The sequence below is a fragment of the Hydrogenophaga borbori genome (genome assembly GCF_003417535.1).
Taxonomy (GTDB): Bacteria; Pseudomonadota; Gammaproteobacteria; order Burkholderiales; family Burkholderiaceae_C; genus Hydrogenophaga; species Hydrogenophaga borbori.
Genome location: NZ_QVLS01000014.1, coordinates 20,039 through 45,830, shown reverse-complemented (window position 1 = coordinate 45,830; position 25,792 = coordinate 20,039). Strand labels below are relative to the sequence as shown.

The window sequence follows — 25,792 nt, the reverse complement described above, 5'->3', positions numbered from 1 at the left end:
TCACCATGACCCAGCCGATCCCGCCCATCACCGAGGACGACATCGCCCAGTACCTGGCCAACAGCCCCGACTTCTTCGAGCGCCACGCCAGCCTGCTGGCGGCGGTGCAGCTCACCAGCCCGCACGGCGGGCGCGCCGTGAGCCTGCAGGAGCGCCAGGCCGAGATGCTGCGCGAGAAGATCCGCGGCCTGGAGCTCAAGGCCGCCGAGATGATGCGCCACGGCAAGGAGAACACCGCCATCGCCGACAAGCTGCAGCGCTGGATGCGCGAGCTGCTGCTGGTGCGCGAGGCGCGCGACCTGCCGCGCGTGGCCGCGACCGAGCTGTCGGCGCAGTTCCTGGTGCCCCAGGTGGGCATCAAGGTCTGGGGCGTGTCGACCGAGTTTGCCGACGAGGACTACGCCCAGGGCGCGAGCCAGGACGCCCAGGCCTTTGCGGGCTCGCTGGCGGTGCCGTACTGCGGCCACAACCCGGGGCTGGAGGCCGCGCAGTGGTTGGTCGATCCCTCGTCGGCCCAGTCGCTGGCGCTGATCCCGCTGCGCGCGGGCGCCGCGCCCGAGGCCTTCGGCCTGCTGGTGCTGGCCTCGCCGGACCCGCAGCGCTTCGCCTCCGACATGGGCACCGACTTTCTCGAACGCATCGGCGAACTCACCAGCGCCGCGCTCTCGCGCTTGCGCCCGGTGGTGGCAGCGGCCACGGAATGAGCCACGCCGGGCCGGCCCGCAGCGACGACGCCGGCCTGGTGCGGGCCTACCTGGACCACGTGCGCGTGGACAAGCGCCTGGCCGATCGCACGCTCGCGCTCTACGCGGCCGACCTCGACAAGCTGCAGGCGTACGCGCGCGAGGCGGGCGTGGCCCTGGCAGACGTGATGCCCGCGCACGTGCGGCGCTGGGTGGCGCAGATGCACTCGGGTGGGCGCAGCGCGCGCGGCATCGCGCTCATCCTCTCGGGCTGGCGTGGCTTCTACGGCTGGCTGGGCCGCCAGGGCCTGATCCAGCAGCACCCGGTGAACGACGTGCGCGCCCCCAAGGCCGGCAAGCCCCTGCCCAAGGCCCTGCCGGTGGACGAGGCCGTGCGCCTGATGGGCCACGAAGACGCCGAGGACGACCCGGCGCTGGAGGCGCGCGACGCCTGCATCGCCGAATTGCTGTACGGCTGCGGCCTGCGCATCGGCGAACTGGTGGGGTTGGACGCGGCGGCCAGCGCCACGGCGCGCGGCTGGATCGACCTGGGCGGCGCCGAGGCCCACGTGCTGGGCAAAGGCAGCAAGCGGCGCAGCGTGCCGGTGGGCCGCGCGGCGCTTGACGCGCTGCGGCGCTGGCTGGACCTGCGCCCCACCTTTGCGCGGGACGACGCGGCGCTGTTCATCGGCCAACGCGGCGGGCGGCTCACGCCGCAGTACATCCGCGTGCGGCTCAAGCGCCGTTCCCTCCAGGCCGGCCTGGCCACGCCGGTGCACCCGCACATGCTGCGCCATTCCTACGCCAGCCACGTGCTGCAGTCCAGCGGCGACCTGCGGGCCGTGCAGGAGCTGCTGGGCCACGCCAGCATCGGCACCACGCAGGTGTACACCCGGCTGGATTTCCAGCACCTGGCGCGCGTCTACGACGCCGCGCACCCGCGCGCCCAGGCCCGCAAGCCACGCGCCAAGTAAGGCCACCCCACCCCACGGACACGACCGGGCATGAAATCCATCCGACTCAGGCCCGGCAAGGAACGCTCCCTGCAGCGCCACCACCCCTGGGTGTTCGACGGCGCCATCGCCAAGGGCGGCGGCGACCCCGGCGAGACGGTGCGCGTGGAGGGCGCTGACGGCCAGTTCCTCGCCTGGGGCGCCGTCTCACCTGCCTCGAAGATCCGCGTGCGCGCCTGGAGCTTCGATCAAGGGCAGCGCATCGACGCCGCCTTCTTCAAAGAGCGGCTGCGCGCCGCCCTGGCCCTGCGTGAGCGGCTGGCGATCGACAGCGATGGCGTGCGCCTGGTGCACGCCGAATCCGACGGCCTGCCCGGCCTGGTGGTGGACCGCTACGGCGACACCCTGGTTGCCCAGTTCGGTGCCGCCGGCGTCGAACGCTGGAAGGACGTGATCGCGGACGCCCTGCTCGAGCTCAGCGGATGCGAGCGCCTGTACGAGCGCAGCGACACCAGCAGCCGGCGCCTGGAAGGCCTGGCCGACGCCACCGGCTGGTTGCGCGGGCAGGGCGATACCGCGCTGGTGCTGCAGGAACATGGCTGGCGTCTGGGCCTGGACATCGCCAGCGGCCACAAGACCGGCTACTACCTCGACCAGCGCGACAGCCGCGCCGCCTGCCGCGAACTGGTGGCGCGGCACCGCCTGGGCGAGGTCTTCAATGGCTTCTGCTACACCGGCGGTTTCACCGTGGCCGCGCTCGCGGGCGGTGCCGAGCGCGTGCTCTCCGTCGACTCTTCGGGGCCCGCGCTGGAGCAGGCCCGGGCCAATGTGGCCCTCAATGGCTTCGACGCCGGCCGCTGCGAGTGGCGCGACGCCGACGTCAACGCCACCCTGCGCCGCCTCATCGACGAGGGACGGCAATTCGACGGCATCGTGCTCGACCCGCCCAAGCTGGCCCCCACGGCGGCGCACGCCGAGCGCGCCGCGCGCGCCTACAAGGACCTTAACCGCCTGGGCTTCAAGCTGCTGCGCCCCGGCGGCGTGCTGTTCACCTTCTCCTGCTCCGGCGGGGTGGGGGTGGAGCTGTTTCACAAGATCGTGGCCTCGGCCGGCCTGGAAGCCGGCGTGGACGGCGTTTTCCTGCAGCGCCTGGGCGGTGCCCGTGACCACCCGATGACGGTGAGCTTCCCCGAAGGCGAATACCTCAAGGGCCTGGTGGTGATGCGCCGGCCCTGAACCCGGCCCGCGCCGGGCTGGCCTACACTCTTTCGCCTTCGTTTTCCCCCCCACCCCTACGCACCATGGCCCTGATCCCCGCCACCATCCTCACCGGCTTCCTCGGCTCGGGCAAAACGACCCTGCTCAAGCGCGTGCTCACCGAGGCGCATGGCCAGAAGATCGCCGTCGTCGAAAACGAGTTCGGCGAAGAGAACATCGACAACGAAATCCTGGTGGCCGACACCACCGAGAACATCATCCAGATGAGCAATGGCTGCATCTGCTGCACCATCCGCGACGACCTGCGCGCCACGCTGGCCGACCTGGCGCAGAAAAAGCGCAAGGGCGAACTCGACTTCGAGCGCGTGGTGATCGAAACCACCGGCCTGGCCGACCCCGGCCCCGTGGCCCAGACCTTCTTCATGGACGACGAGGTGGCCGAGCAGTACCTGCTGGACGCCATCGTCACCCTGGTGGACGCCAAGCACGCCGCGCAGCAGCTCAACGACCGCCAGGAAGCGCGTCGCCAGGTGGGCTTCGCCGACCAGATCTTCATCAGCAAGGCCGACCTGGTCTCGGCGGAAGAGGTCGATGCCCTGGTCCACCGCCTCAAGCACATGAACCCGCGCGCGGCCATGCGGCCCGCGCACTTCGGCGAAGTGGCCATCAGCGAGGTCTTCGACCTGCGCGGCTTCAACCTCAACGCCAAGCTCGAGATCGACCCGGACTTCCTCAAGGCCGACGACCACGACCATCACGATCACGATCACCATGGCCACGATCACGCCCATGGCGAGCACTGCGACCACCCCTCGCACCAGCACGGCCACGGCCACCACCACCATCACGACGACGACGTCAAGAGCTTCGTCTACCGCGCCGAACGCCCCTTCAGCCCCGAAAAGCTGGAGGACTTCCTGGGCGCCATCGTGCAGGTCTACGGCCCGCGCATGCTGCGCTACAAGGGCGTGCTGCACATGCAGGGCACCGAGCGCAAGGTCATCTTCCAGGGGGTGCACCAGCTCATGGGCAGCGACCTGGGCCCCGAGTGGGGGCCGGACGAAAAGCGCGTGAGCAAGATGGTGTTCATCGGCATCGAACTGCCGCGCGACATCCTCGAGCAGGGGCTCGAGCAGAGCCTGGCCTGAACCGGGCGCGGGTCGGGCCGTTCAGCGCGGGGGAGCCGGGCCGTGTCGTTTGTCTCACCACGGCCGGCCCCGGTCTGCCAGCCGGCGCGGGCCGCGCTTCGCGCATGGCTACAATCGCGCCCCGAATCAACCGGGGCATTTGTCACACGGCAAGGGGGTATAACAGCGCCTTTGCCGATGGCGGGCCCGGGTTGGAGCCCGTCGCCATCGGTCCACGAGCCGGGCGCGATCCCTGTGAAGGGGCGTGCCGGCCATCCCAAGGAGACCCGTTGTGAAAGCCCCGGCTTCCAAGGCAGCGAAAGCAGGCAAGTCCGTCGCCTCGGGCGCCACGGCGCGTGCCGGCAAGCCGGTGGCACACAAGAAGGCCTCCCCGGTCAAGGCCGTGGCCAAGAAGGCGCCGGTGGCGAAGAAGGCCGTGGCCAAAGCCCCGGCGAAGGCGCCCGTGAAGGCGGTCAAGGCCGTGGCCAAGAAGGCGGCGCCGAAACCGCTGCCCAAGGCCGTGGCCAAGCCGCCGGTGAAAGCCGCCGCCAAGGCCGTGGCGAAGCCCGTGGCCAAAGCGCCGGCCGTCAAGAAGCCGGTGGTGAAAGCCGCCGCCAAGGCACCGGTCAAGGCCAAGGTCGCGGCATCGCCCGCCGCCAAGGCCGCGGCCGTGGCCAGCGACCTCATTTCCAAGGTGGCCAGCGCTGCGGCGCCCACCGCGACCGAATCCTCGCCGGCGCCCATGGGCAAACGCGAGGCGCGCAAGGCCATGCTGGCGCAGATGTCCCAGCCAGCCTCCGCGCCCAGCCATGCCCCAGACGCCCCCAAGGCGACTTTCTCTCCCGTGAATGAACGAACCGTCATGACGTCCCCCGCCCCCCCATCCCTGCAGAAGGACCCCAAGCGGGCCAACAACTGGAAGACCCTCAAGGTCGAACAGCTCACCGACGCGGACGTGCTGGCCATGCCCGACAGCGAGTACATGAACGACGTGCAACTGGCGTTCTTCAAGACCAAGCTCAAGGGCCTGAAGACCGACATGCTCAACAACGCGGGTGAAACCACCGAACACCTGCGCGAGGACACCGTCGTCGTGCCCGATCCGGCCGACCGCGCCACCATCGAAGAAGAGCACGCCCTGGAGCTGCGCACGCGCGACCGCGAGCGCAAGCTGCTCAAGAAGATCGAGCAGGCCATCGCGCGCATCGAGGCCGGCGACTATGGCTATTGCGAGGAAACCGGCGAGCCCATCGGCGTGGGCCGGCTCATCGCGCGGCCCACGGCCAGCCTCTCGCTCGAGGCGCAACAGCGCCGCGAGCTCAAGCAGAAGATGTTCGGCGACTGAGTTCGACCGGCACCGACCCGACCCACAGCCCGGTTCCAATGTCCAAGGACGAATCCAGCGGCGGCTTCCTCTCCAAGGTGGTGAAGTTCGTTCGCCACCCCACCACGAGCTGGGCCGACCTGGACACCCGTCAGTCGGACCGCGAGAGCGAGTACAGCAAGGCCGCGCTCAAGGAGATGATCGAGCGCAAGCGGCGCAATGACTTCGTGCGCAAGCGCGAGTTCGACATGCTGCGCAAGATCCGCTCGCGCGAGGGCTCGCCCGCCGAGGCCCAGGGCATGCGCCCGTCCTTCTTCCAGAGCAGCATCCCCTCCAAGCCCGATGACCGGGCGATGACGCTCAAGAAGATCGACGAGATCGAAGCGCAGATGTCCATGCAGTGGTGGAAAACCAAGGGCGCGGACTCGATCACCAGCACCGGTTCTCCGGGGCCCAACAGCGCGGCGCAGCCGCCCGGAACCTTGCCGCAGAAGGCCCGTGAGGCCTCGCCGATCCGGCCCCTGCCGCAGGTGGACCCGGCGCGCCTGCGCGCCCAGTACGACGTGACGGAGCCCGCGCCACTGCTGCATCCCTCGGCGCAGCGCGAGCACCAGGCCACCGAGCCGATGGCGCTGCGGCCGTCGCAGGCGACGGCGCCCGCGCCGATCAAGCCGTCCAGCAGTCCCCGCACGGGCCTGATGGCGCCGCGCGCGGGCACGCCCAGCAGCCAGCAGTTGGGCTCGGAGTTCTCGGCCTCGCATTTCTACGCGCTGGACGTTCAGGAGGTGGCCCAGGACCCCGAGGTGGAGGAGGCCGCCATCCGCTTCGCCAATGGCGACGACGCCGGCGCCGAACAGGGGCTGCTGGAGGCCGTCTCCGACGGCGGCGCCCGCGTCGACCAGGAGGCCGATTGGCTCGCCCTGTTCGATCTGTACCGCGCCACCGGCCAGCTCGCACCCTTCGAGAACCGGGCGGTGGAGTTCGTGAACCGGTTCGACCGCTCGGCCCCCCAGTGGTACGACATGCCGGCCGCGGTGCAGCGCATGGTGGTCGCGGCCGACGCGCCGATGGCCGCCGGGCACGCACGCGCCGTGTGGGCCTGTGAGGCCGAACTCGACGCGCACGCCGTGGGCTCGCTGCAGAACGTGCTGACGCGCGCGCGCCAGCCCTGGGTGATCGACTGGAGCCTGCTCAACAGCATGGACCCCAAGGCCGCGCGTGCGTTGTTGGGCCTGGTCACGCTCTGGACCGACCAGGACGTGGAGCTGCGCTTCGTGGGCGGCGCCAGGCTGCGCGACGTGCTCAAAAGCATGACCCATTCGGGCCGCCGCGACGTTGAGCAGCTGTGGTGGGAGCTGCGCATGGCCATGCTGCGGCTGATGAACCGGGCGGATGAGTTCGAGCTCACCGCGCTGGACTTCTGCGTCACCTACGAGCTGTCCCCGCCTGGCTGGGAGCGGCCCCGCTGCCGCTACCAGTCGATGCGCGGCGATGGCGACGAAGGCCATTCCGTGCTGGGCGAATCGGTGATCGAAACGCTATCGCCGCCGTCCACGCTCTCGGGTGAGTCGGTCATGGACTCGCAACCCGGGTCCATCAACCACCTTGGCCTGGTTGAGCTGTCGGGTGAAATCCGCGGCGACGCGCAGAGCACCATCGACATGCTGGAGCAGCGACTGGAAGGGGCCGACGTGCTGATCCTCTCCTGCCGCAACCTGATCCGCGTCGATTTTTCGGCCGCGGGCACGCTGCTCAACTGGGTGTCGAACCACCACGCGCAGAACCGGCTCGTGCAGTTCGTCGACGTGCACCGGCTGGTCTCGGCCTTCTTCCACGTCATCGGCATCACCGAGTACGCGAAGGTGGTCCTTCGCAACGATTGACCCGCCGGGCGGTCGGCCGCCCGGCCGGCGCTTGCATCCGGTTTCACCGCCCCCCCTTGCGGGGTGGCGCAACGCCCCCACTTCAGTTCCCATGGAATCTTTTCACGGTACCACCATCGTCTGCGTCCGCCGCGAAACGCCGCAGGGCGTGCAGGTCGCCATCGGTGGCGACGGCCAGGTCACCCTGGGCCACATCGTCATCAAGGGCACGGCGCGCAAGGTGCGCAAGCTCTACCACGACCGCGTGCTGGCGGGCTTCGCTGGCGCCACGGCCGACGCCTTCACCCTGTTCGAGCGTTTCGAGGCCAAGCTGGAGAAGCACCAGGGCCACCTGGCGCGCGCGGCCATCGAGCTCACGCGCGACTGGCGCACCGACCGCGTGCTGCGCCGCCTGGAGGCCATGCTCGCGGTGGCCGACCGCAGCGCCGCGCTGGTCATCACCGGCAATGGCGACGTGCTCGAGCCCGAGCACGGCATCGTTGCCATCGGCTCGGGCGGCGCTTACGCCCAGGCCGCGGCCAAGGCGCTCATCGACCACACCGCGCTCAGCGCCGAAGACGTGGTGCGCCAATCGCTCGCCATCGCGGGCGAGCTGTGCATCTACACCAACATGAACCACACCATTGAAACGCTCGACTGAGGTTGTTTGACATGTCTTCGATGACGCCCCAGGAGATCGTCTCCGAGCTCGACCGCTTCATCATCGGCCAGAAGGGCGCCAAGCGCGCCGTGGCCATCGCCTTGCGCAACCGCTGGCGGCGCCAACTGGTGGACGAAAAGCTGCGCCCGGAGATCACGCCCAAGAACATCCTCATGATCGGCCCGACCGGCGTGGGCAAGACCGAGATCGCGCGCCGCCTGGCCAAACTGGCCGACGCGCCCTTCATCAAGGTCGAGGCCACCAAGTTCACCGAGGTGGGCTACGTCGGCAAGGACGTGGACAGCATCGTGCGCGACCTGGCCGACATCGCCATCAAGCAGACGCGCGAGGCGGCGATGCGCCAGCAGCGCGCGCGCGCCGAGGACGCGGCCGAGGACCGCATCCTCGACGCGCTGATCCCGCCGCCGCGCGCCGTGGGTTTCGAGCCCCAGCCCACGCCCGACAGCGCCGCGCGCCAGGCCTTCCGCAAGAAGTTGCGCGAGGGCCAGCTCGACGATCGAGAGATCGAGATCGAGGTGGCCGAGCCGCGTCCCACGATGGAGATCATGGGGCCCGCCGGCATGGAGGAAATGGCCGAGCAGCTCAAGGGCCTGTTCGGCCAGTTCGGCGCCGGTCGCAAGCAGCAGCGCAGGCTGCGCATCGCCGAGGCACTGAAACTGCTGATCGACGAAGAGGCGGCCAAGCTCGTCAACGAAGACGAGATCAAGGCCCGCGCCTTGCACAACGCCGAGCAGAACGGCATCGTCTTCATCGACGAGATCGACAAGGTGACCTCGCGCAGCGAGAGTGGCGGCACGGCCGAGGTGTCGCGCCAGGGCGTGCAGCGCGACCTGCTGCCGTTGGTGGAGGGCACGACGGTGTCCACCAAGTACGGACCGATCAAGACCGACCACATCCTGTTCATCGCCAGCGGCGCCTTCCACCTGTCCAAGCCCAGCGACCTCATCCCCGAGCTGCAGGGGCGCTTTCCGATCCGCGTGGAGCTGCAGTCGCTGTCGGTGGACGATTTCGAAGCCATCCTCACTCAGACCCATGCGTCGCTGGTGCGGCAGTACCAGGCGCTGCTGGAGACGGAAGGCGTGACGCTGGTGTTCCAGCCCGACGGCATCCGCCAGCTGGCGCAGATCGCCTGCGAGGTGAACGAGCGCACCGAGAACATCGGGGCGCGGCGGCTTTCCACGGTGATGGAACACCTGCTCGACGAGGTGAGCTTCGACGCGGCCAAGCTGCAGGGCCAGACCGTGAACATCGACGCCGCCTTCGTGCAAGGGCGGCTGGGCGCGCTCAGCCAGGACGAGGACCTGTCGCGCTACATCCTCTGAGCGGCCTGGCCGGTCGGGGCTCCGTTCCCGCCGCCGACCCACCCACACCGCCCGTCGCCTCGTGAAACGCCCGTGGAACCACCCCACGGGCGTTCCTGTTTTGAAGCTTCACTTGCACTGACCTTTGTAAGTGCTTGCTTTTTATGTGCTTTTTGGTCCTAGATTCTCCGCGAAATCACTTCTAAGTGGTTGATTTCATTGAAAAAAAGTGTGCATGACCCCTGGTGCGCGAGTGTTTTCCTGCTACAGTGGGAATAAGTGCAATTAAGTGGTGGTATGTCCCACCTAAAGGTCGAAAGCGGTGTTCCAGGGCGCGTCTTCGCTGAGTCTCGATGCCAAGGGGCGGCTGTCCGTGCCGACCCGGCACCGCGACGCCCTGGGCGGCTCGCTCACGATCACCAAACACCCCCACGGCTGCCTCATGGTCTTCCCGCGCGAGGCCTGGGAAGACTTCCGCGGCCGCATCGCCAACCTGCCCATGCAGGCCCAGTGGTGGAAACGCATCTTCCTCGGCAATGCCATGGACGTGGAGGTGGACGGCACCGGTCGCGTGCTGGTTTCGCCCGAATTGCGCGCCGCGGCCGGCATCAGCAAGGATGTCGTGCTGCTCGGCATGGGCGCCTACCTTGAACTGTGGGACGCCCAGGTGTATGCCGCACAGGAGGCCGAGGCCATGAAGGCCGAGATGCCCGATGTGTTCAAGGACTTTTCCTTCTAAGGGCGGTGGTGGAGACGACATGGACCCATCAGACCGTCCTGTTGAACGAGGCCGTGCAGGCGCTTTCGATCAACCCGGATGGCCACTACGTCGACGCCACCTTCGGCCGCGGCGGGCACAGCCGCGCCATCCTGCAAAGGCTGTCGCCCCAAGGGCGGCTGACCGTCTTCGACAAGGATCCCCAGGCCATCGAGGTGGCGCGCCAGCTGGCCGCGCAGGATGCGCGCGTCTCGGTGCGGCACAGCGGCTTTGCGGCCATGGCCGAACTGCCGCCGGCCTGTGCCGACGGCATCCTCATGGACCTTGGCGTGAGTTCGCCGCAGATCGACGACCCCGCGCGGGGTTTCTCGTTCCGCCACGACGGCCCGCTGGACATGCGCATGGACACCACGCGTGGCCAGAGCGTGGCCCAGTGGCTCGAGACGGTGCCCATTTCCACCCTGGCGGAGGTCATTCGTGACTATGGCGAAGAACGGTTTGCTGCACCGATTGCAAAGGCGATTGATCGTCGCCGACAGGAACGGGGCCCTGTTCGAACCACCGGCGAGCTGGCCGAAATCGTGGCTGGCGCGGTCAAAACCCGCGAGCCGGGCAAGGACCCTGCAACGCGCACATTTCAGGCTCTTCGGATTTTCATCAACGCCGAGCTTGAAGAGCTGCAACAGGCGCTAGAAGCCAGTCTGGCACTGCTCAAGCCCCAAGGTCGCCTCGTGGTCATCAGCTTCCACTCCCTGGAAGACCGCCCGGTCAAGCAATTCATGGCGCGCCATTCGCGCGCCGTGGTGGACCGCCGCGCCCCCTTCGCCGAGCCCGCGCCCACGCGCCTGGCCGAGGTGCACCGCGTGATGCCGTCCGAAGCGGAGGTGCAGGGCAACCCGCGCGCGCGCAGCGCTGTCATGCGCGTGGCCACGCGAACGGGGGTGGCATGAGCGCCGCGGCGGACCGCCTCCAGCCGGCTCGCATCCCGTCGGCGGGCCGCGCAGCACACGCGGTGGCCTGCGTGAGGGCCTTGCCATGATCCGGCTCAACCTCGTGCTGTTGCTGGCCGTACTGGCCAGCGCCTTCTATCTGGTGCACACCCAGTACGAGTCGCGCCGCCTCTACTCGGCGCTGGACCGCGCGCAGACCCAGTCCAAGCGGCTCGACGCCGACCACGAGCAACTGGCCGTGCAGCGCCGCGCGCAGGCCGCGCCCGCGCGCGTGCAGCAACTCGCTCAGCGCCAGCTGCAGATGCGCCAGGTCACGCCGGGCATCACGCAGTACGTGAGCGAGCGCGCGGCCACGCCGGCCCCGGCCCCCGCAGCCGAAGGCGGGGAGGGCGCGCGATGAGCCGCAGCATCAACTACGCCTCCAGCCCCCTGCTGGCGAGCAAGACGCCCGTGTGGCGCAGCAAGTTCATCGTCTTCGGCCTGGCGCTGGCCTTCGCTGGTCTGGCCGGGCGTGCCGCCTACGTCCAGGTCATCGGCAACGACTTCTTCCAGCGCCAGGGCGAGGTGCGCTTCGCGCGCACGCTGGAGCTGCCGGCCAACCGCGGCCGCGTGCTCGACCGCAATGGCCTGATCCTGGCCTCCAGCGTGGTGGCGCAGAGCATCTGGGCCATTCCCGAAGACGTGGACAAGAACCACCCCAAGCTGCGCGAGCTCGCCCGCCTGCTCGACATGCCGCTCGCCGAGCTGCGCAAGCGCCTGGCCGACAACGACAAGACCTTCGTCTGGGTCAAGCGCCAGGTGGACGAGCCCGTGGCGCAGAAGATCGCCGCGCTGGGCATCAAGGGCATCTACCAGCGCCGCGAGTACAAGCGCCAGTACCCCGAGGGCGAGGCCACGGCCCACGTGGTGGGGTTCACCAACGTGGAAGACCGCGGCCAGGAGGGCGTGGAGCTGGCGTTCCAGTCGCAGCTCGCGGGCAAGGCCGGTTCGCGCCGCGTCATCAAGGACCGCCTGGGCCGCGTGGTCGAGGACGTGCAGGACGTCGTGCCGCCCGTGGACGGCCCCGACCTCAGTCTGTCCATTGACAGCAAGGTGCAGTACTTCGCCTGGCAGAAGCTGCGCCAGGCCGTGCTGCAGCACAAGGCCAAGGCCGGCAGCGTCATCGTGCTCGATACCCGCACGGGCGAGGTGCTGGCCCTGGCCAACTACCCCAGCTACGACCCGAACCAGCGGCGCAACCTCAGCGGCGAACAGCTGCGCAACCGCGTGCTCACCGACACCTTCGAGCCCGGCTCGACGATGAAGCCCTTCATCGCCGCGCTCGCGCTCGACAAGGGCCTGGTGCGGCCCAACACGCCCATCCAGACGGCGCCTGGCCGCATCGTCATCGGCGGCTCCACCATCCGGGACACCCACCCCAAGGACGTGCTGACGGTGTCGGAGGTGATCCAGAAGTCGAGCAACGTGGGCACGGTCAAGATGGCCATGCAGATGAGCCCGCGCGAGATGTGGGAGATGTACGCCCAGGTGGGCTTCGGCCAGAAGCCGCAGGTGCCGTTCCCGGGCGCGGTGGCCGGCCGGCTGCGTCCCTACAAGAGCTGGCGCCCGATCGAGCAGGCCACCATGAGCTACGGCTATGGCCTGTCCGTCTCGCTCTACCAGCTCGCGCAGGCCTACACCATCTTCGCGCGCGAAGGTGAGCTCATCCCCCTGACCCTGCTCAAGAGCGACACGCCCGCGCAGGGCGTGCGCGTCTTCAGCGCCCAGAACGCGCGCGCCGTGCGCGACATGCTGGGCCTGGTGACCAAGCCCGGCGGCAGCGCCACGCGCGCTCAGACCATGGGCTACTCCGTGGGCGGAAAAACCGGTACCGCGCGCAAGCAGGAAGGCAACGGTTACGCCGAGGGCAAGTACCGCGGCTTCTTCGTGGGCATGGCGCCCATCGAGCAGCCGCGCATCATCGTCGCGGTGTCGATCGACGAGCCGAGCGAGGGTGGGTTCTACGGCGGCCTGGTGGCCGCGCCCGTGTTCAGCGAGACGGTTCAGGAAACCTTGCGCATCCTCGGGGTGCAGCCAGACATGAACGTCAAGCCGCAGATCTTCGGCGAGCCGGTGGAGGAGACGTTCTGATGGTGCAGACGCTCGTCCATCCCGAGGCCGTGGCCCAGTGGCTGCGCGCCAGCGTCACCGGCGGGCTGGTGTGTGACAGCCGCCGCGTGCGCGTGGGCGACGGCTTCGTGGCATGGCCTGGTGCGGCCACCGACGGCCGCCGCTTCGTGGCCGACGCGCTGCGCGGCGGCGCCAGCGCAGCCGTGGTCGAGCGCGAAGGCCTGGACGCCTTCGATTGCCGCAACGATCCACGCGTGTTGGCCGTGCCCGGCCTCAAGGCCCAGGCCGGCCCCATCGCCAGCGCCTGGTGCCACGAGCCCAGCGGCGCGCTCGACGTGATCGCCATCACCGGCACCAACGGCAAGACCTCCAGCGCCTGGTGGGCGGCGCAGCTGCTGTCGGCCTGCAACCGGCCGGCGGCGGTGGTGGGTACGCTGGGCATCGGCCGCCCCGGCGCGGCCTTGCTGGCCACCGGCCTGACCACGCCCGACCCGGTGATGCTGCAGCAGGAGCTGCGCGGCTTCGTCGACCAGGGCCTGCGCGCCTGCGCCATCGAGGCTTCGTCGATCGGACTGGAGGAGGGGCGCCTGAACGGCACGCGCGTGGCGGTGGCCGTGTTCACCAACTTCACCCAAGACCACCTCGACTACCACGGCAGCATGGACGCCTACTGGGCCGCCAAGCAGCGCCTGTTCGACTGGCCCAGCCTCAAGGCCGCGGTGGTCAACGTCGACGACCCGCACGGCGCCGGCCTGCTGGCGCGCCTGCAGGGGCGGGGGCTGGACCTCTGGCCCGTGGCCATCGACAGCGAGGCGAGACTCGAGGCGCGCGGCGTCGTCACCACGTCCGCCGGCCTGGCGTTCGAACTGATCGAGCGCGACCCGCGCGGCCAGGAGCGGCAACGCCAGGCCTTGAGCCTGCCGCTGGTGGGCCGATACAACGTGCACAACCTGCTGGGCGTGCTGGCCACGGCGCGCGCGCTGGGCGTGCCCTTCGCCGCCGCCGTGCAGGCCTGCGCCGCGCTCACGCCGGTGCCCGGCCGCATGCAGCAGGCCCAGGCCGACGCACCCGGCGCGCCGCTGGTGCTGGTGGACTACGCGCACACGCCCGACGCGCTGGAGAAGGCCCTTCAAGCGCTGCAACCGCTGGCCGCGCGGCGCGGCGGTGCGCTGTGGGTGCTGGTTGGCTGCGGTGGTGACCGTGACCCGGGCAAGCGCCCGCTGATGGGCGCCGTGGCCGAGCGCGAGGCGCGCCACGCCGTGCTGACCAGTGACAACCCGCGCGGTGAAGACCCGGCCGCCATCCTGGCGCAGATGGCGCGCGGCCTGAGCGACCCGGCCGCCGCGCGCACCGTGGTCGACCGCGCCGAGGCCATCGCGCTGGCGGTGCGCGAGGCCGCGCCCGCCGACGTGGTGCTCATCGCCGGCAAGGGCCACGAGGACTACCAGGAGGTGCGGGGCGTGAAGTCGCCGTTCTCCGACATCGAACACGCGCGCCGCGCGCTCGCGCTGCGCCGGGAGGCCGCATGAAAACCCTGGCCGAACTGCTCACCACGCTGCCCGGCGCGCGCGCCGTCGGCCGCATCGCCGCGCCCATTCAGCGCGTGCATTCCGACACCCGCAGCCTGCGCGCCGGCGACCTGTTCGTGGCGCTGCAGGGCGAGCGCTTCGACGCCCATCACTTCCTGCCGCAGGCGGCGGCCGCCGGCGCGGTGGCCGCGCTCGCGCAGCGCGGCCTGGCCGAGGCTGGCCTGCCCGGTGTTGAGGTGCCCGACTCGCGTGCCGCCCTGCTGCAGCTGGCGCAGGCCTGGCGCGCCCAGTTCACGCTGCCGCTGATCGCCGTGACCGGCAGCAATGGCAAGACCACGGTCACGCAGATGGTCGCCAGCATTCTGCGCGCCCACGCTGGCGAAGCCGCGCACGCCACACAGGGCAATTTCAACAACGACATCGGCGTGCCGCTCACGCTGCTGCGCCTGAACGCGCGGCACCGCTGCTCCGTGATCGAGCTTGGCATGAACCACCCGGGCGAGATCGCCCAGCTCGCCGCCGTGGCGGCGCCGACGGTGGCCCTGGTGAACAACGCGCAGCGCGAGCACCTGGAGTTCATGAGCTCGGTGGAGGCCGTGGCGCGCGAGAACGGCACCGCCATCGCGGCGCTCGGCGCCGATGGCGTGGCCGTGTTTCCCAGCGACGACGTGCACACCCGCGTCTGGCAGGCGCTGGCCGGCGCGCGGCGCAGCCTCACGTTCAGCGACACCGACCCCGAGGCCACCGTGCGCGCGCACAGCGCGGAGTGGCGCGACGGTGCCTGGGCGCTGCACATCGCCTCGCCGCTGGGCGATGCCGAGGTGGGGCTTCGCATCGCGGGCCGGCACAACGTGCGCAACGCGCTCGCGGCCGCGGCCTGCGCGGTGGCCGCCGGTGTGCCGCTGGACGCCATCGTGCGCGGGCTGGAGGCGTTCGAGCCGGTGGGCGGCCGCTCGCGCGCCATCACCGTCACCGTTGGTGGCCGCGTGCTCACGCTGATCGACGACAGCTACAACGCCAACCCCGATTCCGTGCGCGCCGCGATCGATGTGCTGGCCTCGTTGCCCGCGCCGCACCTGCTGGTGCTGGGCGACATGGGCGAGGTCGGTGACCAGGGCCAGGCCTTCCACCTGGAGGTGCTGCGCCACGCCTTCGCGCGCGGCATCGACGAGGTGCGCGTGAGCGGCACGGCCATGTGCGAGGCCGCCGAGGCCCTGCGCGCGGCCGGTGAACCCGCGCCGCGCTGCGTCGCCGAGGTGGACGCGCTCGCCACCGACGTGGCCGCCGAGGTGGCCACCGGGGTGGTGGCCAGCGTGCTCGTCAAGGGCTCGCGCTTCATGCGCATGGAGCGCGTGGTGCGGGCCGTGCGCGCGCTCGACCCGACGCAGGCCGACAACCACAAGGATTCCTCCCATGCTGCCTAGCATTGCCCTCTGGCTGCAAGGCCTGTCCCCCGAGCTGGGCTTCCTGCGGGTGTTCCAGTACCTCACCTTCCGCGCCGTCATGGCCGCCATGACGGCCTTGGTGGTCGGCCTGGTGGCCGGCCCCTGGTTCATCCGCCGCCTCGCCGCGCTCAAGATCGGCCAGCCGATCCGCGAGTACGCGATGCAGACCCACCTGAGCAAGGGCGGCACGCCCACCATGGGCGGCGTGCTGATCCTGTTCGCCATCGCGGCGTCCACGCTGCTGTGGTTCAACTGGAGCAACCGCTTCGTCTGGATCGTGCTCATCGTGACCCTGGGCTTCGGCGCCATCGGCTGGGCCGACGACTGGCGCAAGGTGGTGCACAAGAACCCCGAGGGCATGCGCTCGCGCGAGAAGTACTTCTGGCAGTCGCTGATCGGCCTGGTGGCGGCCTTCTACCTCGTGTTCGCGGTGTCCGAGACCAGCAACGCGCGCGTGCTGGAACTCTTCATCGACTGGGTGGGTTCGGGCTTCACGCTGGACCTGCCGCCGCAGTCGGGCTTCATCGTGCCGTTCTTCAAGGAAGTGAGCTACCCGCTGGGCGTGGCCGGTTTCGTCATCCTCACCTATCTGGTCATCGTGGGCGCGAGCAACGCGGTCAACCTCACCGACGGCCTGGACGGTCTGGCCATCATGCCGGTGGTGATGGTGGGCTCGGCCCTGGGCATCTTCGCCTACGTCACCGGCAACGCGGTGTTCGCGCGCTACCTGCTGCTGCCACACATCCCGGGCTCGGGCGAGCTGCTCATCTTCTGCGCCGCCATGGCCGGCGCCGGCCTGGCCTTCCTCTGGTTCAACACCCACCCGGCGCAGGTCTTCATGGGCGACGTCGGCGCGCTGGCGCTCGGCGGCGCGCTGGGCACCATCGCGGTCATCGTGCGCCAGGAGATCCTGCTTGCCATCATGGGCGGCATCTTCGTGGTCGAGGCGCTGTCGGTGATGCTGCAGGTCACGTACTTCAAGTACACCAAGAAGCGCTACGGCGAAGGCCGGCGCCTGTTCCAGATGGCGCCGCTGCACCACCACTTCGAGAAGAAGGGGTGGAAGGAAACCCAGGTGGTGGTGCGCTTCTGGATCATCACGATGCTGCTGTGCCTGATCGGCCTGTCCACGCTCAAGCTGCGATGAAAGACCAGCACGTCCTCATCCTCGGTCTGGGCACCTCAGGGCTGTCCATGGCCTGCTGGTGCGCGCGCGAAGGCGCTCGCGTGACCGTGGCCGACACGCGGGCCGCGCCGCCGCAGCTCATGGCGCTGCAGGGCGCCTGCCCCGAGGCGCGCTTCGTCAGTGGCGCCTTCGACGAGGCCCTGCTGGCCCGCGAGCCCTGGGCCTTCATCGCGCGCAGCCCCGGCCTGATGCCGGCCGAGCTGCAGGACGTGTTCGCTGTCGCCCGCGAGCGCGGCGTGCCGGTGCTCACCGAACTGGATCTGTTCGCCCAGGCCCTGAGGGACCTGTCGCGGCGCGAGCGCTTCCCCTACCGCCCGCAGGTGCTGGGCATCACGGGCACCAACGGCAAGACCACGGTCACCTCGCTCGCCGGGCAGTTGCTGGACCGCGCGGGCTGGTCCGTGGCGGTGGCGGGCAACATCGGCCCGGCCCTGCTGGACGTGCTGGCCGCCGCGCTGCGCGCGGAGGCCGTGGCTCAGGCGGCCGACGATCAGCGCGAGGCGGCGCAAGCCGCCGAGGCCGAGGCTCTGGCCGAACAGGCGAAGGCCGTGGCAGCGGCGTCGCCCGCCGAGCCCGAACCCGAGGACACGCCGCCGGGCGAAGCGCCGGTGCCCGCCGTTGGCGAGGCGCCAGCCGAGCCCGGGGCCAGCGACGGCCCCGTCGCCGCCGAGACCTCGCCCGCCGACGAAGCCGCGCCCGCCGCACCGGACGATGAGGGCCCCGCGCTCATCGCGCCGCCGCCGCCCGAGCCGCCCCAACCCCCGCACCTGCCGCGCGTGTGGGTGCTCGAGCTGTCCAGCTTCCAGCTCGACGGCACCGCCTCGGGCGCCTGGGCCTCGGTGCCCACGGCGGCCACGCTGCTCAACCTCACCGAGGACCACCTCGACTGGCACGGCGGCATGGACGCCTATGCCCAGGCCAAGGCCGCCGTGTTCGGCGAGCGGGCGCTCATGGTGCTCAACCGCGACGATGAGCGCGTGATGGCCCTCAAGCCCGGGCTGGTGACGGTCAAGGTCGGCAACCGCAACCGCCAGGTGCCGGCGCGCCAGTGGTGCAGCTTCGGCCTGGACGCGCCCAACCGCGCGGGCGACTGGGGCCTGGAAACCGTCAATGGCATGACCTGGCTGGTGCGCGCGCTGGCGCTCGACGAAACCCGCGCCAAGGGCCGTGCGCAGGAGGACGAAGAGATCTATTTCCAGCGCCTCATGCCCGCCGAGGCTCTGCGCATCCGCGGTCGCCACAACGCGGCCAACGCGCTGGCCGCGCTGGCGCTGGCCACCTCCACCGGCGCGCCGCTGGCGCCCATGTTGCATGGACTGCGCGAGTACCGCGGCGAGCCGCACCGCATGGAGCCCGTGGCCATCGTGGACGAGGTCGAATACTTCGACGACAGCAAGGGCACCAACGTGGGCGCCACGCTGGCGGCCGTCAATGGCCTGGGCGCCGAGCGCCGGCTGGTGGTGATCCTGGGTGGCGACGGCAAGGGGCAGGATTTCCGCCCGCTGGCCGCGCCACTGGCGCGCCATGCGCGCGCCGTGGTCTTGATCGGCCGCGACGCGCCGCGCGTGCGCGCCGCCGTGGAAGAGGCGCTGCGCGGTGCCGACGTGCCCCTGCACGACGCGGGTGAACTCGTGGCCGCCGTGCCCCTGGCCGCCGAGCTCGCGCGCCCGGGCGACGCCGTGTTGATGTCGCCGGCCTGCGCCAGCCTGGACCAGTTCCGCAACTACGTGCACCGCGGCGAGGTGTTCGTCGCCGCCGTGCGCGAGCTCGCCGAGTCGCGCGGTATGAGCCTGGAGGGCGGCCTGTGAGCCGGCGCAAGACCGCCGCCGCCCAGGGGCCCGGCCTGATGGCCCGCCTCGGGGCCGGCCTGCGCGAGCGCCTGCGCGGCTGGCTGCCGTCCTGGGCCGCTGGCGCGCTGGTGGGGGCGGGCGGCGACGGTATCCCGGTGCGCCTGTCCAGCCGCAGCTACGGCCGCCAGCGCGGCGCTCCCGTGGGGGTCACCGGTTTCGACCAGCCCCTGCTGTGGGTGGTGTTCTCGCTGATGGCCTGGGGGCTGGTGATGGTCTATTCGGCCTCCATCGCGCTGCCCGACAACCCGCGCTTCGAGAACTACGCGCACACGCACTTCGTGCTGCGCCACGGCCTGTCGATGGCGATCGCCTTCGTCGCCGCGCTGCTGGCCTTCCAGGTCCCCATGCAGCGCTGGGAGCAGCTCGCGCCCTGGCTGTTCGGCCTCGCGCTGCTGCTCATGGTGGTGGTGCTGGTGGTGGGCAAGGGCGTCAACGGCGCGCACCGCTGGATCTCGCTGGGCGTGATGAACTTCCAGCCCTCGGAGCTGGGCAAGCTCGCGGTGCTGCTCTACGCCGCCAGCTACATGGTCCGCAAGATGGAGATCAAGCAGAACTTCTGGCAGGCCGTGCTGCCCATGGCCGTGGCCCTGGGTGTGGTGGGCGTGCTGCTGCTGGCCCAGCCCGACATGGGCGCCTTCATGGTGATCGTGGTCATCGCCATGGGCATCCTGTTCCTGGGCGGCGTCAATGCGCGCATGTTCTTTCTCATCGCCCTGGTGGTGGTGGCCGCCTTCGCGCTGATGATCATGGCCAGCGAGTGGCGCCGCGAGCGCATCTTTGCCTACCTCGATCCCTGGAGCGCCGAACACGCCCTGGGCAAGGGTTACCAGCTCTCGCACGCGCTGATCGCCTTCGGTCGCGGCCAGATCTTCGGCGTGGGCCTGGGCGGCAGCGTGGAGAAGCTCAACTGGCTGCCCGAGGCGCACACCGACTTCCTGCTCGCCGTCATCGGCGAGGAATTCGGCCTGCTGGGCGTGCTCACGCTGATCGCCCTGTTCCTGTGGCTCACGCGGCGCATCATGCACATCGGCCGCCAGGCCATCGCGCTCGACCAGGTCTTCTCCGGCCTGGTGGCGCAGGGCGTGGGCCTGTGGTTCGGCTTCCAGGCCTTCATCAACATCGGCGTGAACCTGGGCGCCCTGCCCACCAAGGGCCTGACGCTGCCCTTCATGAGCTACGGCGGCTCGGCCATCCTGCTCAACCTGGTCGCGCTGGCGGTCGTGCTGCGGGTCGACTTCGAGAACCGCCAGATGATGAAGGGGGGCCGCACGTGAGCACACGCCAGCCCTGCGCCCTGATCATGGCCGGTGGCACCGGCGGCCACATCTTTCCCGGGCTCGCGGTGGCCGAGGCGCTGCGCGCGCGCGGCTGGCGCGTGCACTGGCTGGGCGCGCCCGGCAGCATGGAAAGCCGGCTGGTGCCGCCGCGCGGCTTCGCGCTGGACACCATCGATTTCGGCGGCCTGCGTGGCAAGGGCCTGCTCACCAAGCTGCTGCTGCCGCTGAACCTGTTGCGCGCCTTCTGGCAAAGCGTGCAGGTGGTGCAACGCGTGAAGCCCGACGTGCTGGTGGGCCTGGGCGGCTACATCACCTTCCCGGGCGGGATGATGGGCGTGCTGCTGAGCAAGCCCCTGGTGCTGCACGAACAGAACTCCATCGCAGGCCTGGCGAACAAGGTGCTGGCCGAGGTGGCCGACCGCCGCTTCTGCGCCTTCCCGAACGCGCTGTCCAAGGCCCAGTGGGTGGGCAACCCGATGCGCGCGGCCTTCCTGAACCAGCCCGCGCCGGCCGAGCGCTTCGCGGGTCGCACGGGCCCGCTGCGCCTGCTGGTGGTGGGCGGCAGCCTGGGCGCGCAGGCGCTCAACCGTGTCGTGCCGCAGGCGCTGGCCCTGATCCCCGAGGCCCAGCGCCCGGTGGTGCTGCACCAGAGCGGCGAGAAGCAGATCGACGAGCTGCGCGCCAACTACACCAGCGCCGGTGTGGCGGCCGAGCTCACCCCCTTCATCGAGGACACCGCCAGCGCCTACGCCGAGGCCGATCTGGTCATCGGCCGCGCCGGCGCGAGCACGGTGACCGAGCTGGCCGCCGTGGGCGCGGCCTCGCTGCTGGTGCCGTTTCCGGCCGCGGTGGACGACCACCAGACGCACAACGCGCGCTTCCTGGTCGACGCCGGCGCGGCCTGGCTGGAGGCGCAGGCCGGCCTCACGCCCGACAAGCTCGCCTTGCTGTTGCAGGGCCTGGACCGCGCCCAGCTGCAGGCCATGGCCGAAAAGGCGCGCGCCGTGGCCAAGACCGGCGCCACCGAGGCCGTGGTCGGCGCCTGCCTCGAACTCGCGAAAGTCAGGACCGAATGAAGCACGCCATCCGTCACATCCACTTCGTCGGCATCGGCGGCGCGGGCATGAGCGGCATCGCCGAGGTGCTGCTCAACCAGGGCTACACCATCTCCGGCAGCGACCTGGGCGAGAGCGCGACGACGCGCCGCCTCGAGTCCCTGGGCGCGAAGGTGTGCATCGGCCACGAGGCCAGGCATATCGAGGGCGCCGACGCCATCGTCACCTCCACCGCCGTGAAGCCCGACAACCCCGAGGTGGTGGCCGCGCACGCCAGGCTGGTGCCGGTGGTGCCGCGCGCGGTGATGCTGGCCGAGCTGATGCGCATGAAGAAGGGCGTGGCCATCGCCGGCACGCACGGCAAGACCACCACCACCAGCCTGGTGGCCAGCGTGCTGGCCGAGGCCGGCCTGGACCCGACCTTCGTGATCGGCGGGCGCCTGAACAGCGCCGGCGCCAACGCAGCCCTGGGCAGCGGCGAGTACATCGTGGTCGAGGCCGACGAGTCCGACGCCTCCTTCCTCAACCTGCTGCCGGTGATCTCGGTCGTCACCAATATCGACGCCGACCACATGGACACCTACGGCCACGACTTCGGCCGCCTCAAGGGTGCCTTCGTGGACTTCCTGCACAAGATGCCCTTCTACGGCGCGGCCGTGGTCTGCGTGGACGACGCCGCGATCCGCGAGATCCTGCCGCAGATCGCGCGCCCCATCACCAGCTACGGCCTGAGCGAGGACGCCCAGGTGCGCGCGCTGAACGTGCGCGCGGTCGGCGGCCAGATGCACTTCACCGTGCAGCGCCGCAACGGCGTGGCCCTGCCCGATCTGGACGTGGTGCTCAACCTGCCGGGCCAGCACAACGTGCTCAACGCGCTCGCCGCCATCGGCATCGCGGTCGAGCTGGGCGTGCCCGACGCGGCCGTGCTGCAGGCACTGGCCAGCTTCAAGGGCGTGGGCCGGCGCTTCCAGCGCTATGGCGAGGCGCGCCTGGCCGACGGCGGCCAGGCCACCATCGTCGACGATTACGGCCACCACCCGGTGGAGATGGCCGCGACCATCGCCGCCGCGCGTGGCGCCTTCCCGGGGCGGCGCCTGGTGCTGGCCTTCCAGCCGCACCGCTACACCCGCACGCGCGACTGCTTCGAGGACTTCGTGAAGGTCATTGGCCAGGCCGACGCCGTGCTGCTGGCCGAGGTCTACGCGGCCGGCGAAGCGCCCATCGTGGCCGCCGACGGCCGCTCGCTGGCGCGCGCGCTGCGCGTGGCCGGCAAGCTGGAGCCGGTGTTCGTGGACGACGTGGCCGACATGCCGCGCGCGGTGCTGGACAACGCCCGCGACGGCGACGTGGTGCTGTGCATGGGCGCCGGCACCATCGGCACGGTGGCGGGACGAATCATGGAGTTGGCGAAATGACGGGCAAGGACTTTGGCAAGGTGGCGGTGCTCATGGGCGGGCGTTCCGCCGAACGCGAGGTATCGATCATGTCGGGCACCGGCGTGCTCAAGGCCCTGCGGTCCAAGGGCGTGGACGCGCATGCCTTCGATCCGGCCGAGCGCGACATGAGCGAGCTCAAGCGCGACGGCTTCGCGCGCTGCTTCATCGCGCTGCACGGCCGCTTCGGCGAGGACGGCACGGTGCAGGGCGCGCTGGAGTTGCTGGGCATCCCCTACACCGGCCCCGGCGTGATGGCCTCGGCCGTGGCCATGGACAAGCTCATGACCAAGCGCATCTGGGTGGCCGAGGGCCTGTCCACGCCGGCCTGGCGCCAGGTGCGCAGCGCGGCCGAGACGCGCGCCGCCTTCGAGGCGCTGGGCTCGCCCATGATCGTCAAGCCCGTGCGCGAGGGCTCCACGATCGGCCTCACCAAGGTGGTGAGCGCCGAGCAGTGCGAGGCCGCCTACGCCCTGGCCGCCCAGCAGGATCCGATGGTGATGTGCGAGCAGTTCATCGCTGGCGACGAAGTCACCTGCCCGGTGCTCGGCACGGGCGGGTCGGCCCGCGCGCTGCCGGTCATCCGCATCGTGGCGCCCGACGGCAACTACGACTACCAGAACAAGTACTTCACCGACGACACGCAGTACCTGGTGCCCTGTGGCCTGCCCGAGGGCGAGGAGGCCGCCATCCAGGCCCTGGTGCTCAAGGCCTTCCTGGCGCTGGACTGCCGCGGCTGGGCGCGCGCCGACGTGATGATCGACGCCGTCACGCGCAAGCCCTACCTGCTGGAGATCAACACCTCGCCCGGCATGACCGGCCACTCGCTCGTGCCGATGTCGGCGCGCGCGGCGGGCATTTCCTACGAAGACCTGTGCGTGCGCCTGCTGGCCACTGCCGCGCTGGACAACGCCTGATCCACCGCCCATGCCCACGACGACCGACATGCCCCTGGACGTGAAGCTGATGGCCTTGGCCACCCAGCTTCTGCTGGGCGTGTTCGCCTTGCTCGCGCTCGGCGCGCTCGGCACCTGGGCCGTGCGCCACCCGGCCTGGACGGTCAAGGGCATCAGCGTGCATGGCGATGTGGCGCACCAGAACGCCGTGGGCCTGCGCGCCCAGCTGGCCACGCAGATGCGCGCGCGCCTGTCGTCCAGCTTCCTCACCGTCGACCTGGACCAGGTGCGCCAGATGTTCGAGCAGGTGCCCTGGGTGCGCCGCGCCGTGGTGCAGCGCGATTTCCCCAACCGCCTGCGCGTGACCCTGCAGGAGCACGACGCCGTGGCCTGGTGGGGCGAAGCGGGCTCGGGCGAACTGGTCAACTCCCACGGCGAGGTTTTCGAGGCCAGCCCGGACGACATCGATCAATTGCCCGAACTCGCCGGCCCCGAGGACCGTGCGGGCGAGGTGCTGGCCATGCACAAGGCCCTGCAGGCGCAGTTCGCGCGCCTGGAGCTTGGCCTGGATCGCCTGGAGCTCGGCGAGCGTGGCGCCTGGCGCGCGCGGCTGCACAGCGGCGCGGTCGTCGAACTCGGCCGCGGCACGCCGGAGGAACTGCAGGCCCGCGTGCAGCGCTTCGTCGGCACCTTGCCCCAGCTCACCGAACGCACCGCAGGCGCGCTGCAGACCGTGGACCTGCGCTACCCCAACGGCTATGCGCTGCGCATCCGCGGCGTGACGACCACCAGCGACCACCCCGCCAACACCCGCACACCCACGAATCGGTAACGCCCGCACCATCATGCCCAAGGAATACAAGGACCTCGTCGTCGGACTCGACATCGGCACCGCCAAGATCATGGTGGTGGTGGCCGAGGTACAGGCCGGCGGCACGCTCAAGCTGGCCGGGCTGGGTGTGGCCGCGAGCCACGGCCTCAAGCGCGGCGTGGTGGTCAACATCGACGCGACGGTGCAAAGCATCCAGCAGGCCCTGAAAGAGGCCGAGCTGATGGCCGACTGCCGCATCGCGCGCGTCTACACCGGCATCACCGGCAGCCACATCCGCGGCATCAACAGCAGCGGCATGGTGGCCATCAAGGACCGCGAGGTCAGCGCCACCGACGTGGCGCGCGTGATCGAAACCGCCAAGGCCATCAACATCTCCACCGACCAGCGCCTGCTGCTGGTCGAGCCGCAGGAGTTCGTGATCGACGGCCAGGAGGTCAAGGAGCCGATCGGCATGAGCGGCATCCGCCTCGAAGCCAAGGTGCACATCGTCACCGGCGCCCAGAGCGCGGCCGAGAACATCATCAAGTGCGTGCGCCGCTGCGGGCTGGAGGTCGACCAGCTGATGCTCAACCCCCTGGCGAGCAGCCAGGCGATCCTGACCGACGACGAGAAGGAGCTGGGCGTGGCGCTGGTCGACATCGGCGCCGGCACCACCGACGTGGCCATCTTCTCGGGCGGCGCGATCCGCCACACCGCGGTGATTCCGATTGCCGGCGACCTGATCACGAGCGACATCGCCATGGCGCTGCGCACGCCCACCAAGGACGCCGAGGACATCAAGGTGGACAGTGGCTGCGCCAAGCAGCTGCTGGCCGACCCCGACACGCAGGTGGAGGTGCCGGGCCTGGGCGACCGCGGCCCGCGCCTGCTGGGCAAGCAGGCCCTGGCCGGCGTGATCGAACCGCGCGTGGAGGAAATCTTCTCGCTGGTGCAGCAGGTGTTGCGCGACAGCGGGCACGAGGAAATGCTCTCCAGCGGCATCGTGCTCACGGGCGGCAGCGCGGTCATGCCCGGCATGGTGGAACTCGGCGAGGACATCTTCCTCAAGCCGGTGCGCCGAGGCGTGCCCAACTACACCAGCGCGCTGTCCGACATGGTGGCGCAGACGCGCGCGGCGACGGTGATGGGCCTGCTGGAAGAAGCGCGGCTGGCGCGCGTGCGCGGCCACAAGGTGGCGCAGAAGGCGGGCTCCATGTCGGGCACGCTGGAGCGCGTGAAGAACTGGTTCATGGGAACGTTCTGATGCCCTGGACGATCTCCCTCACCACGCACGGCCCGCCGCAGTGGCGGCCGCCGGGGCGGCGCCGACGACGAGGACGGTGTGCCAAACACACCGGTCCCCCCGGATGACCCGAACCCTTG

The 25,792-nt window shown here is 70.4% G+C and carries 22 protein-coding genes; all 22 read left to right on the top strand.

Annotated features, from left to right (window positions below):
- The first annotated feature begins 5 nt into the window (after nucleotides 1-5).
- The 22 genes from DY262_RS19290 (at nucleotide 6) to ftsA (ending at nucleotide 25,673) form a co-directional block, all read left to right on the top strand.
- Nucleotides 6-704 carry a DUF484 family protein gene (locus DY262_RS19290; protein ID WP_116960699.1) on the top strand — a complete coding sequence of 233 codons (699 nt, stop codon included), beginning with the start codon at nucleotides 6-8 and terminating at the stop codon, nucleotides 702-704.
- A complete protein-coding gene (locus DY262_RS19285) occupies nucleotides 701-1,657 on the top strand; it encodes a tyrosine recombinase XerC (RefSeq protein ID WP_116960698.1) in 957 nt (318 codons plus the stop codon). Before DY262_RS19290 ends, DY262_RS19285 begins: the two co-directional genes overlap by 4 nt.
- Nucleotides 1,658-1,687: 30 nt before the next feature.
- Nucleotides 1,688-2,872, top strand: coding sequence for a class I SAM-dependent rRNA methyltransferase (locus DY262_RS19280; RefSeq protein WP_116960697.1), 1,185 nt, complete (start codon nucleotides 1,688-1,690; stop codon nucleotides 2,870-2,872).
- A 65-nt stretch (nucleotides 2,873-2,937) separates the two neighbouring features.
- On the top strand, nucleotides 2,938-4,002 hold the full coding sequence (locus DY262_RS19275; protein ID WP_116960696.1) for a CobW family GTP-binding protein: 1,065 nt from the start codon (nucleotides 2,938-2,940) through the stop codon (nucleotides 4,000-4,002).
- A gap of 271 nt (nucleotides 4,003-4,273) precedes the next feature.
- Entirely contained in the window at nucleotides 4,274-5,326 is a 1,053-nt protein-coding gene (gene dksA / locus DY262_RS19270) for an RNA polymerase-binding protein DksA (protein ID WP_116960695.1), read from the top strand.
- A gap of 38 nt (nucleotides 5,327-5,364) precedes the next feature.
- Nucleotides 5,365-7,188 carry an STAS domain-containing protein gene (locus DY262_RS19265; RefSeq protein ID WP_116960694.1) on the top strand — a complete coding sequence of 608 codons (1,824 nt, stop codon included), beginning with the start codon at nucleotides 5,365-5,367 and terminating at the stop codon, nucleotides 7,186-7,188.
- Between the two features lie 91 nt (nucleotides 7,189-7,279).
- Entirely contained in the window at nucleotides 7,280-7,828 is a 549-nt protein-coding gene (hslV, locus tag DY262_RS19260; RefSeq protein ID WP_070397233.1) for an ATP-dependent protease subunit HslV, read from the top strand.
- Between the two features lie 11 nt (nucleotides 7,829-7,839).
- On the top strand, nucleotides 7,840-9,171 hold the full coding sequence (gene hslU / locus DY262_RS19255) for an ATP-dependent protease ATPase subunit HslU (RefSeq protein ID WP_116960814.1): 1,332 nt from the start codon (nucleotides 7,840-7,842) through the stop codon (nucleotides 9,169-9,171).
- Nucleotides 9,172-9,472: 301 nt separating this feature from the next.
- Nucleotides 9,473-9,889 carry a division/cell wall cluster transcriptional repressor MraZ gene (gene mraZ, locus DY262_RS19250; RefSeq protein WP_070397235.1) on the top strand — a complete coding sequence of 139 codons (417 nt, stop codon included), beginning with the start codon at nucleotides 9,473-9,475 and terminating at the stop codon, nucleotides 9,887-9,889.
- An 8-nt stretch (nucleotides 9,890-9,897) separates the two neighbouring features.
- Nucleotides 9,898-10,818 (top strand): 16S rRNA (cytosine(1402)-N(4))-methyltransferase RsmH, encoded by a 921-nt coding sequence (rsmH, locus tag DY262_RS19245; protein ID WP_116960813.1) that lies wholly within the window; start codon nucleotides 9,898-9,900, stop codon nucleotides 10,816-10,818.
- An 85-nt stretch (nucleotides 10,819-10,903) separates the two neighbouring features.
- Nucleotides 10,904-11,218: a cell division protein FtsL gene (ftsL, locus tag DY262_RS19240; RefSeq protein ID WP_070397236.1), complete on the top strand. Its 315-nt coding sequence runs from the start codon at nucleotides 10,904-10,906 to the stop codon at nucleotides 11,216-11,218.
- Nucleotides 11,215-12,948, top strand: a complete 1,734-nt coding sequence (locus tag DY262_RS19235; RefSeq protein WP_116960693.1) for a peptidoglycan D,D-transpeptidase FtsI family protein — start codon at nucleotides 11,215-11,217, stop codon at nucleotides 12,946-12,948. Before ftsL ends, DY262_RS19235 begins: the two co-directional genes overlap by 4 nt.
- The gene (locus DY262_RS19230) at nucleotides 12,948-14,456 is read left to right on the top strand and encodes a UDP-N-acetylmuramoyl-L-alanyl-D-glutamate--2,6-diaminopimelate ligase (RefSeq protein WP_116960692.1); all 1,509 of its coding nucleotides are present in this window, start codon (nucleotides 12,948-12,950) and stop codon (nucleotides 14,454-14,456) included. The genes DY262_RS19235 and DY262_RS19230 overlap by 1 nt, the downstream gene beginning before the upstream one ends.
- Nucleotides 14,453-15,880: a UDP-N-acetylmuramoyl-tripeptide--D-alanyl-D-alanine ligase gene (locus DY262_RS19225; RefSeq protein WP_116960691.1), complete on the top strand. Its 1,428-nt coding sequence runs from the start codon at nucleotides 14,453-14,455 to the stop codon at nucleotides 15,878-15,880. The genes DY262_RS19230 and DY262_RS19225 overlap by 4 nt, the downstream gene beginning before the upstream one ends.
- On the top strand, nucleotides 15,870-17,048 hold the full coding sequence (gene mraY, locus DY262_RS19220) for a phospho-N-acetylmuramoyl-pentapeptide-transferase (protein WP_070397240.1): 1,179 nt from the start codon (nucleotides 15,870-15,872) through the stop codon (nucleotides 17,046-17,048). Before DY262_RS19225 ends, mraY begins: the two co-directional genes overlap by 11 nt.
- Nucleotides 17,045-18,895 carry a UDP-N-acetylmuramoyl-L-alanine--D-glutamate ligase gene (gene murD, locus DY262_RS19215; protein ID WP_116960690.1) on the top strand — a complete coding sequence of 617 codons (1,851 nt, stop codon included), beginning with the start codon at nucleotides 17,045-17,047 and terminating at the stop codon, nucleotides 18,893-18,895. The genes mraY and murD overlap by 4 nt, the downstream gene beginning before the upstream one ends.
- A 38-nt stretch (nucleotides 18,896-18,933) precedes the next feature.
- A complete protein-coding gene (ftsW, locus tag DY262_RS19210; protein WP_116960811.1) occupies nucleotides 18,934-20,211 on the top strand; it encodes a putative lipid II flippase FtsW in 1,278 nt (425 codons plus the stop codon).
- Nucleotides 20,212-20,237: 26 nt separating this feature from the next.
- A complete protein-coding gene (gene murG / locus DY262_RS19205) occupies nucleotides 20,238-21,290 on the top strand; it encodes an undecaprenyldiphospho-muramoylpentapeptide beta-N-acetylglucosaminyltransferase (protein ID WP_116960812.1) in 1,053 nt (350 codons plus the stop codon).
- Complete coding sequence (gene murC / locus DY262_RS19200) at nucleotides 21,287-22,684, top strand: UDP-N-acetylmuramate--L-alanine ligase (RefSeq protein WP_116960689.1); 1,398 nt, start codon at nucleotides 21,287-21,289, stop codon at nucleotides 22,682-22,684. The genes murG and murC overlap by 4 nt, the downstream gene beginning before the upstream one ends.
- Complete coding sequence (locus tag DY262_RS19195; RefSeq protein ID WP_116960688.1) at nucleotides 22,681-23,619, top strand: D-alanine--D-alanine ligase; 939 nt, start codon at nucleotides 22,681-22,683, stop codon at nucleotides 23,617-23,619. Before murC ends, DY262_RS19195 begins: the two co-directional genes overlap by 4 nt.
- 10 nt (nucleotides 23,620-23,629) lie before the next feature.
- A complete protein-coding gene (locus tag DY262_RS19190; protein WP_116960687.1) occupies nucleotides 23,630-24,430 on the top strand; it encodes a cell division protein FtsQ/DivIB in 801 nt (266 codons plus the stop codon).
- 13 nt (nucleotides 24,431-24,443) lie between these two features.
- Nucleotides 24,444-25,673 (top strand): cell division protein FtsA, encoded by a 1,230-nt coding sequence (gene ftsA / locus DY262_RS19185; protein WP_116960686.1) that lies wholly within the window; start codon nucleotides 24,444-24,446, stop codon nucleotides 25,671-25,673.
- Nucleotides 25,674-25,792: the final 119 nt, after the last annotated feature.

What these genes read in the sequence shown, in the direction of transcription:
- DY262_RS19290 (WP_116960699.1), top strand. Translation starts at nt 6, where the DNA reads ATGACCCAGCCGATCCCGCCCATCACCGAGGACGACATCGCCCAGTAC.
- DY262_RS19285 (WP_116960698.1), top strand. Translation starts at nt 701, where the DNA reads ATGAGCCACGCCGGGCCGGCCCGCAGCGACGACGCCGGCCTGGTGCGG.
- DY262_RS19280 (WP_116960697.1), top strand. Translation starts at nt 1,688, where the DNA reads ATGAAATCCATCCGACTCAGGCCCGGCAAGGAACGCTCCCTGCAGCGC.
- DY262_RS19275 (WP_116960696.1), top strand. Translation starts at nt 2,938, where the DNA reads ATGGCCCTGATCCCCGCCACCATCCTCACCGGCTTCCTCGGCTCGGGC.
- DY262_RS19265 (WP_116960694.1), top strand. Translation starts at nt 5,365, where the DNA reads ATGTCCAAGGACGAATCCAGCGGCGGCTTCCTCTCCAAGGTGGTGAAG.
- hslV (WP_070397233.1), top strand. Translation starts at nt 7,280, where the DNA reads ATGGAATCTTTTCACGGTACCACCATCGTCTGCGTCCGCCGCGAAACG.
- hslU (WP_116960814.1), top strand. Translation starts at nt 7,840, where the DNA reads ATGTCTTCGATGACGCCCCAGGAGATCGTCTCCGAGCTCGACCGCTTC.
- ftsL (WP_070397236.1), top strand. Translation starts at nt 10,904, where the DNA reads ATGATCCGGCTCAACCTCGTGCTGTTGCTGGCCGTACTGGCCAGCGCC.
- DY262_RS19235 (WP_116960693.1), top strand. Translation starts at nt 11,215, where the DNA reads ATGAGCCGCAGCATCAACTACGCCTCCAGCCCCCTGCTGGCGAGCAAG.
- DY262_RS19230 (WP_116960692.1), top strand. Translation starts at nt 12,948, where the DNA reads ATGGTGCAGACGCTCGTCCATCCCGAGGCCGTGGCCCAGTGGCTGCGC.
- DY262_RS19225 (WP_116960691.1), top strand. Translation starts at nt 14,453, where the DNA reads ATGAAAACCCTGGCCGAACTGCTCACCACGCTGCCCGGCGCGCGCGCC.
- mraY (WP_070397240.1), top strand. Translation starts at nt 15,870, where the DNA reads ATGCTGCCTAGCATTGCCCTCTGGCTGCAAGGCCTGTCCCCCGAGCTG.
- murD (WP_116960690.1), top strand. Translation starts at nt 17,045, where the DNA reads ATGAAAGACCAGCACGTCCTCATCCTCGGTCTGGGCACCTCAGGGCTG.
- ftsW (WP_116960811.1), top strand. Translation starts at nt 18,934, where the DNA reads ATGGCCCGCCTCGGGGCCGGCCTGCGCGAGCGCCTGCGCGGCTGGCTG.
- murG (WP_116960812.1), top strand. Translation starts at nt 20,238, where the DNA reads ATGGCCGGTGGCACCGGCGGCCACATCTTTCCCGGGCTCGCGGTGGCC.
- murC (WP_116960689.1), top strand. Translation starts at nt 21,287, where the DNA reads ATGAAGCACGCCATCCGTCACATCCACTTCGTCGGCATCGGCGGCGCG.
- DY262_RS19195 (WP_116960688.1), top strand. Translation starts at nt 22,681, where the DNA reads ATGACGGGCAAGGACTTTGGCAAGGTGGCGGTGCTCATGGGCGGGCGT.
- DY262_RS19190 (WP_116960687.1), top strand. Translation starts at nt 23,630, where the DNA reads ATGCCCACGACGACCGACATGCCCCTGGACGTGAAGCTGATGGCCTTG.
- ftsA (WP_116960686.1), top strand. Translation starts at nt 24,444, where the DNA reads ATGCCCAAGGAATACAAGGACCTCGTCGTCGGACTCGACATCGGCACC.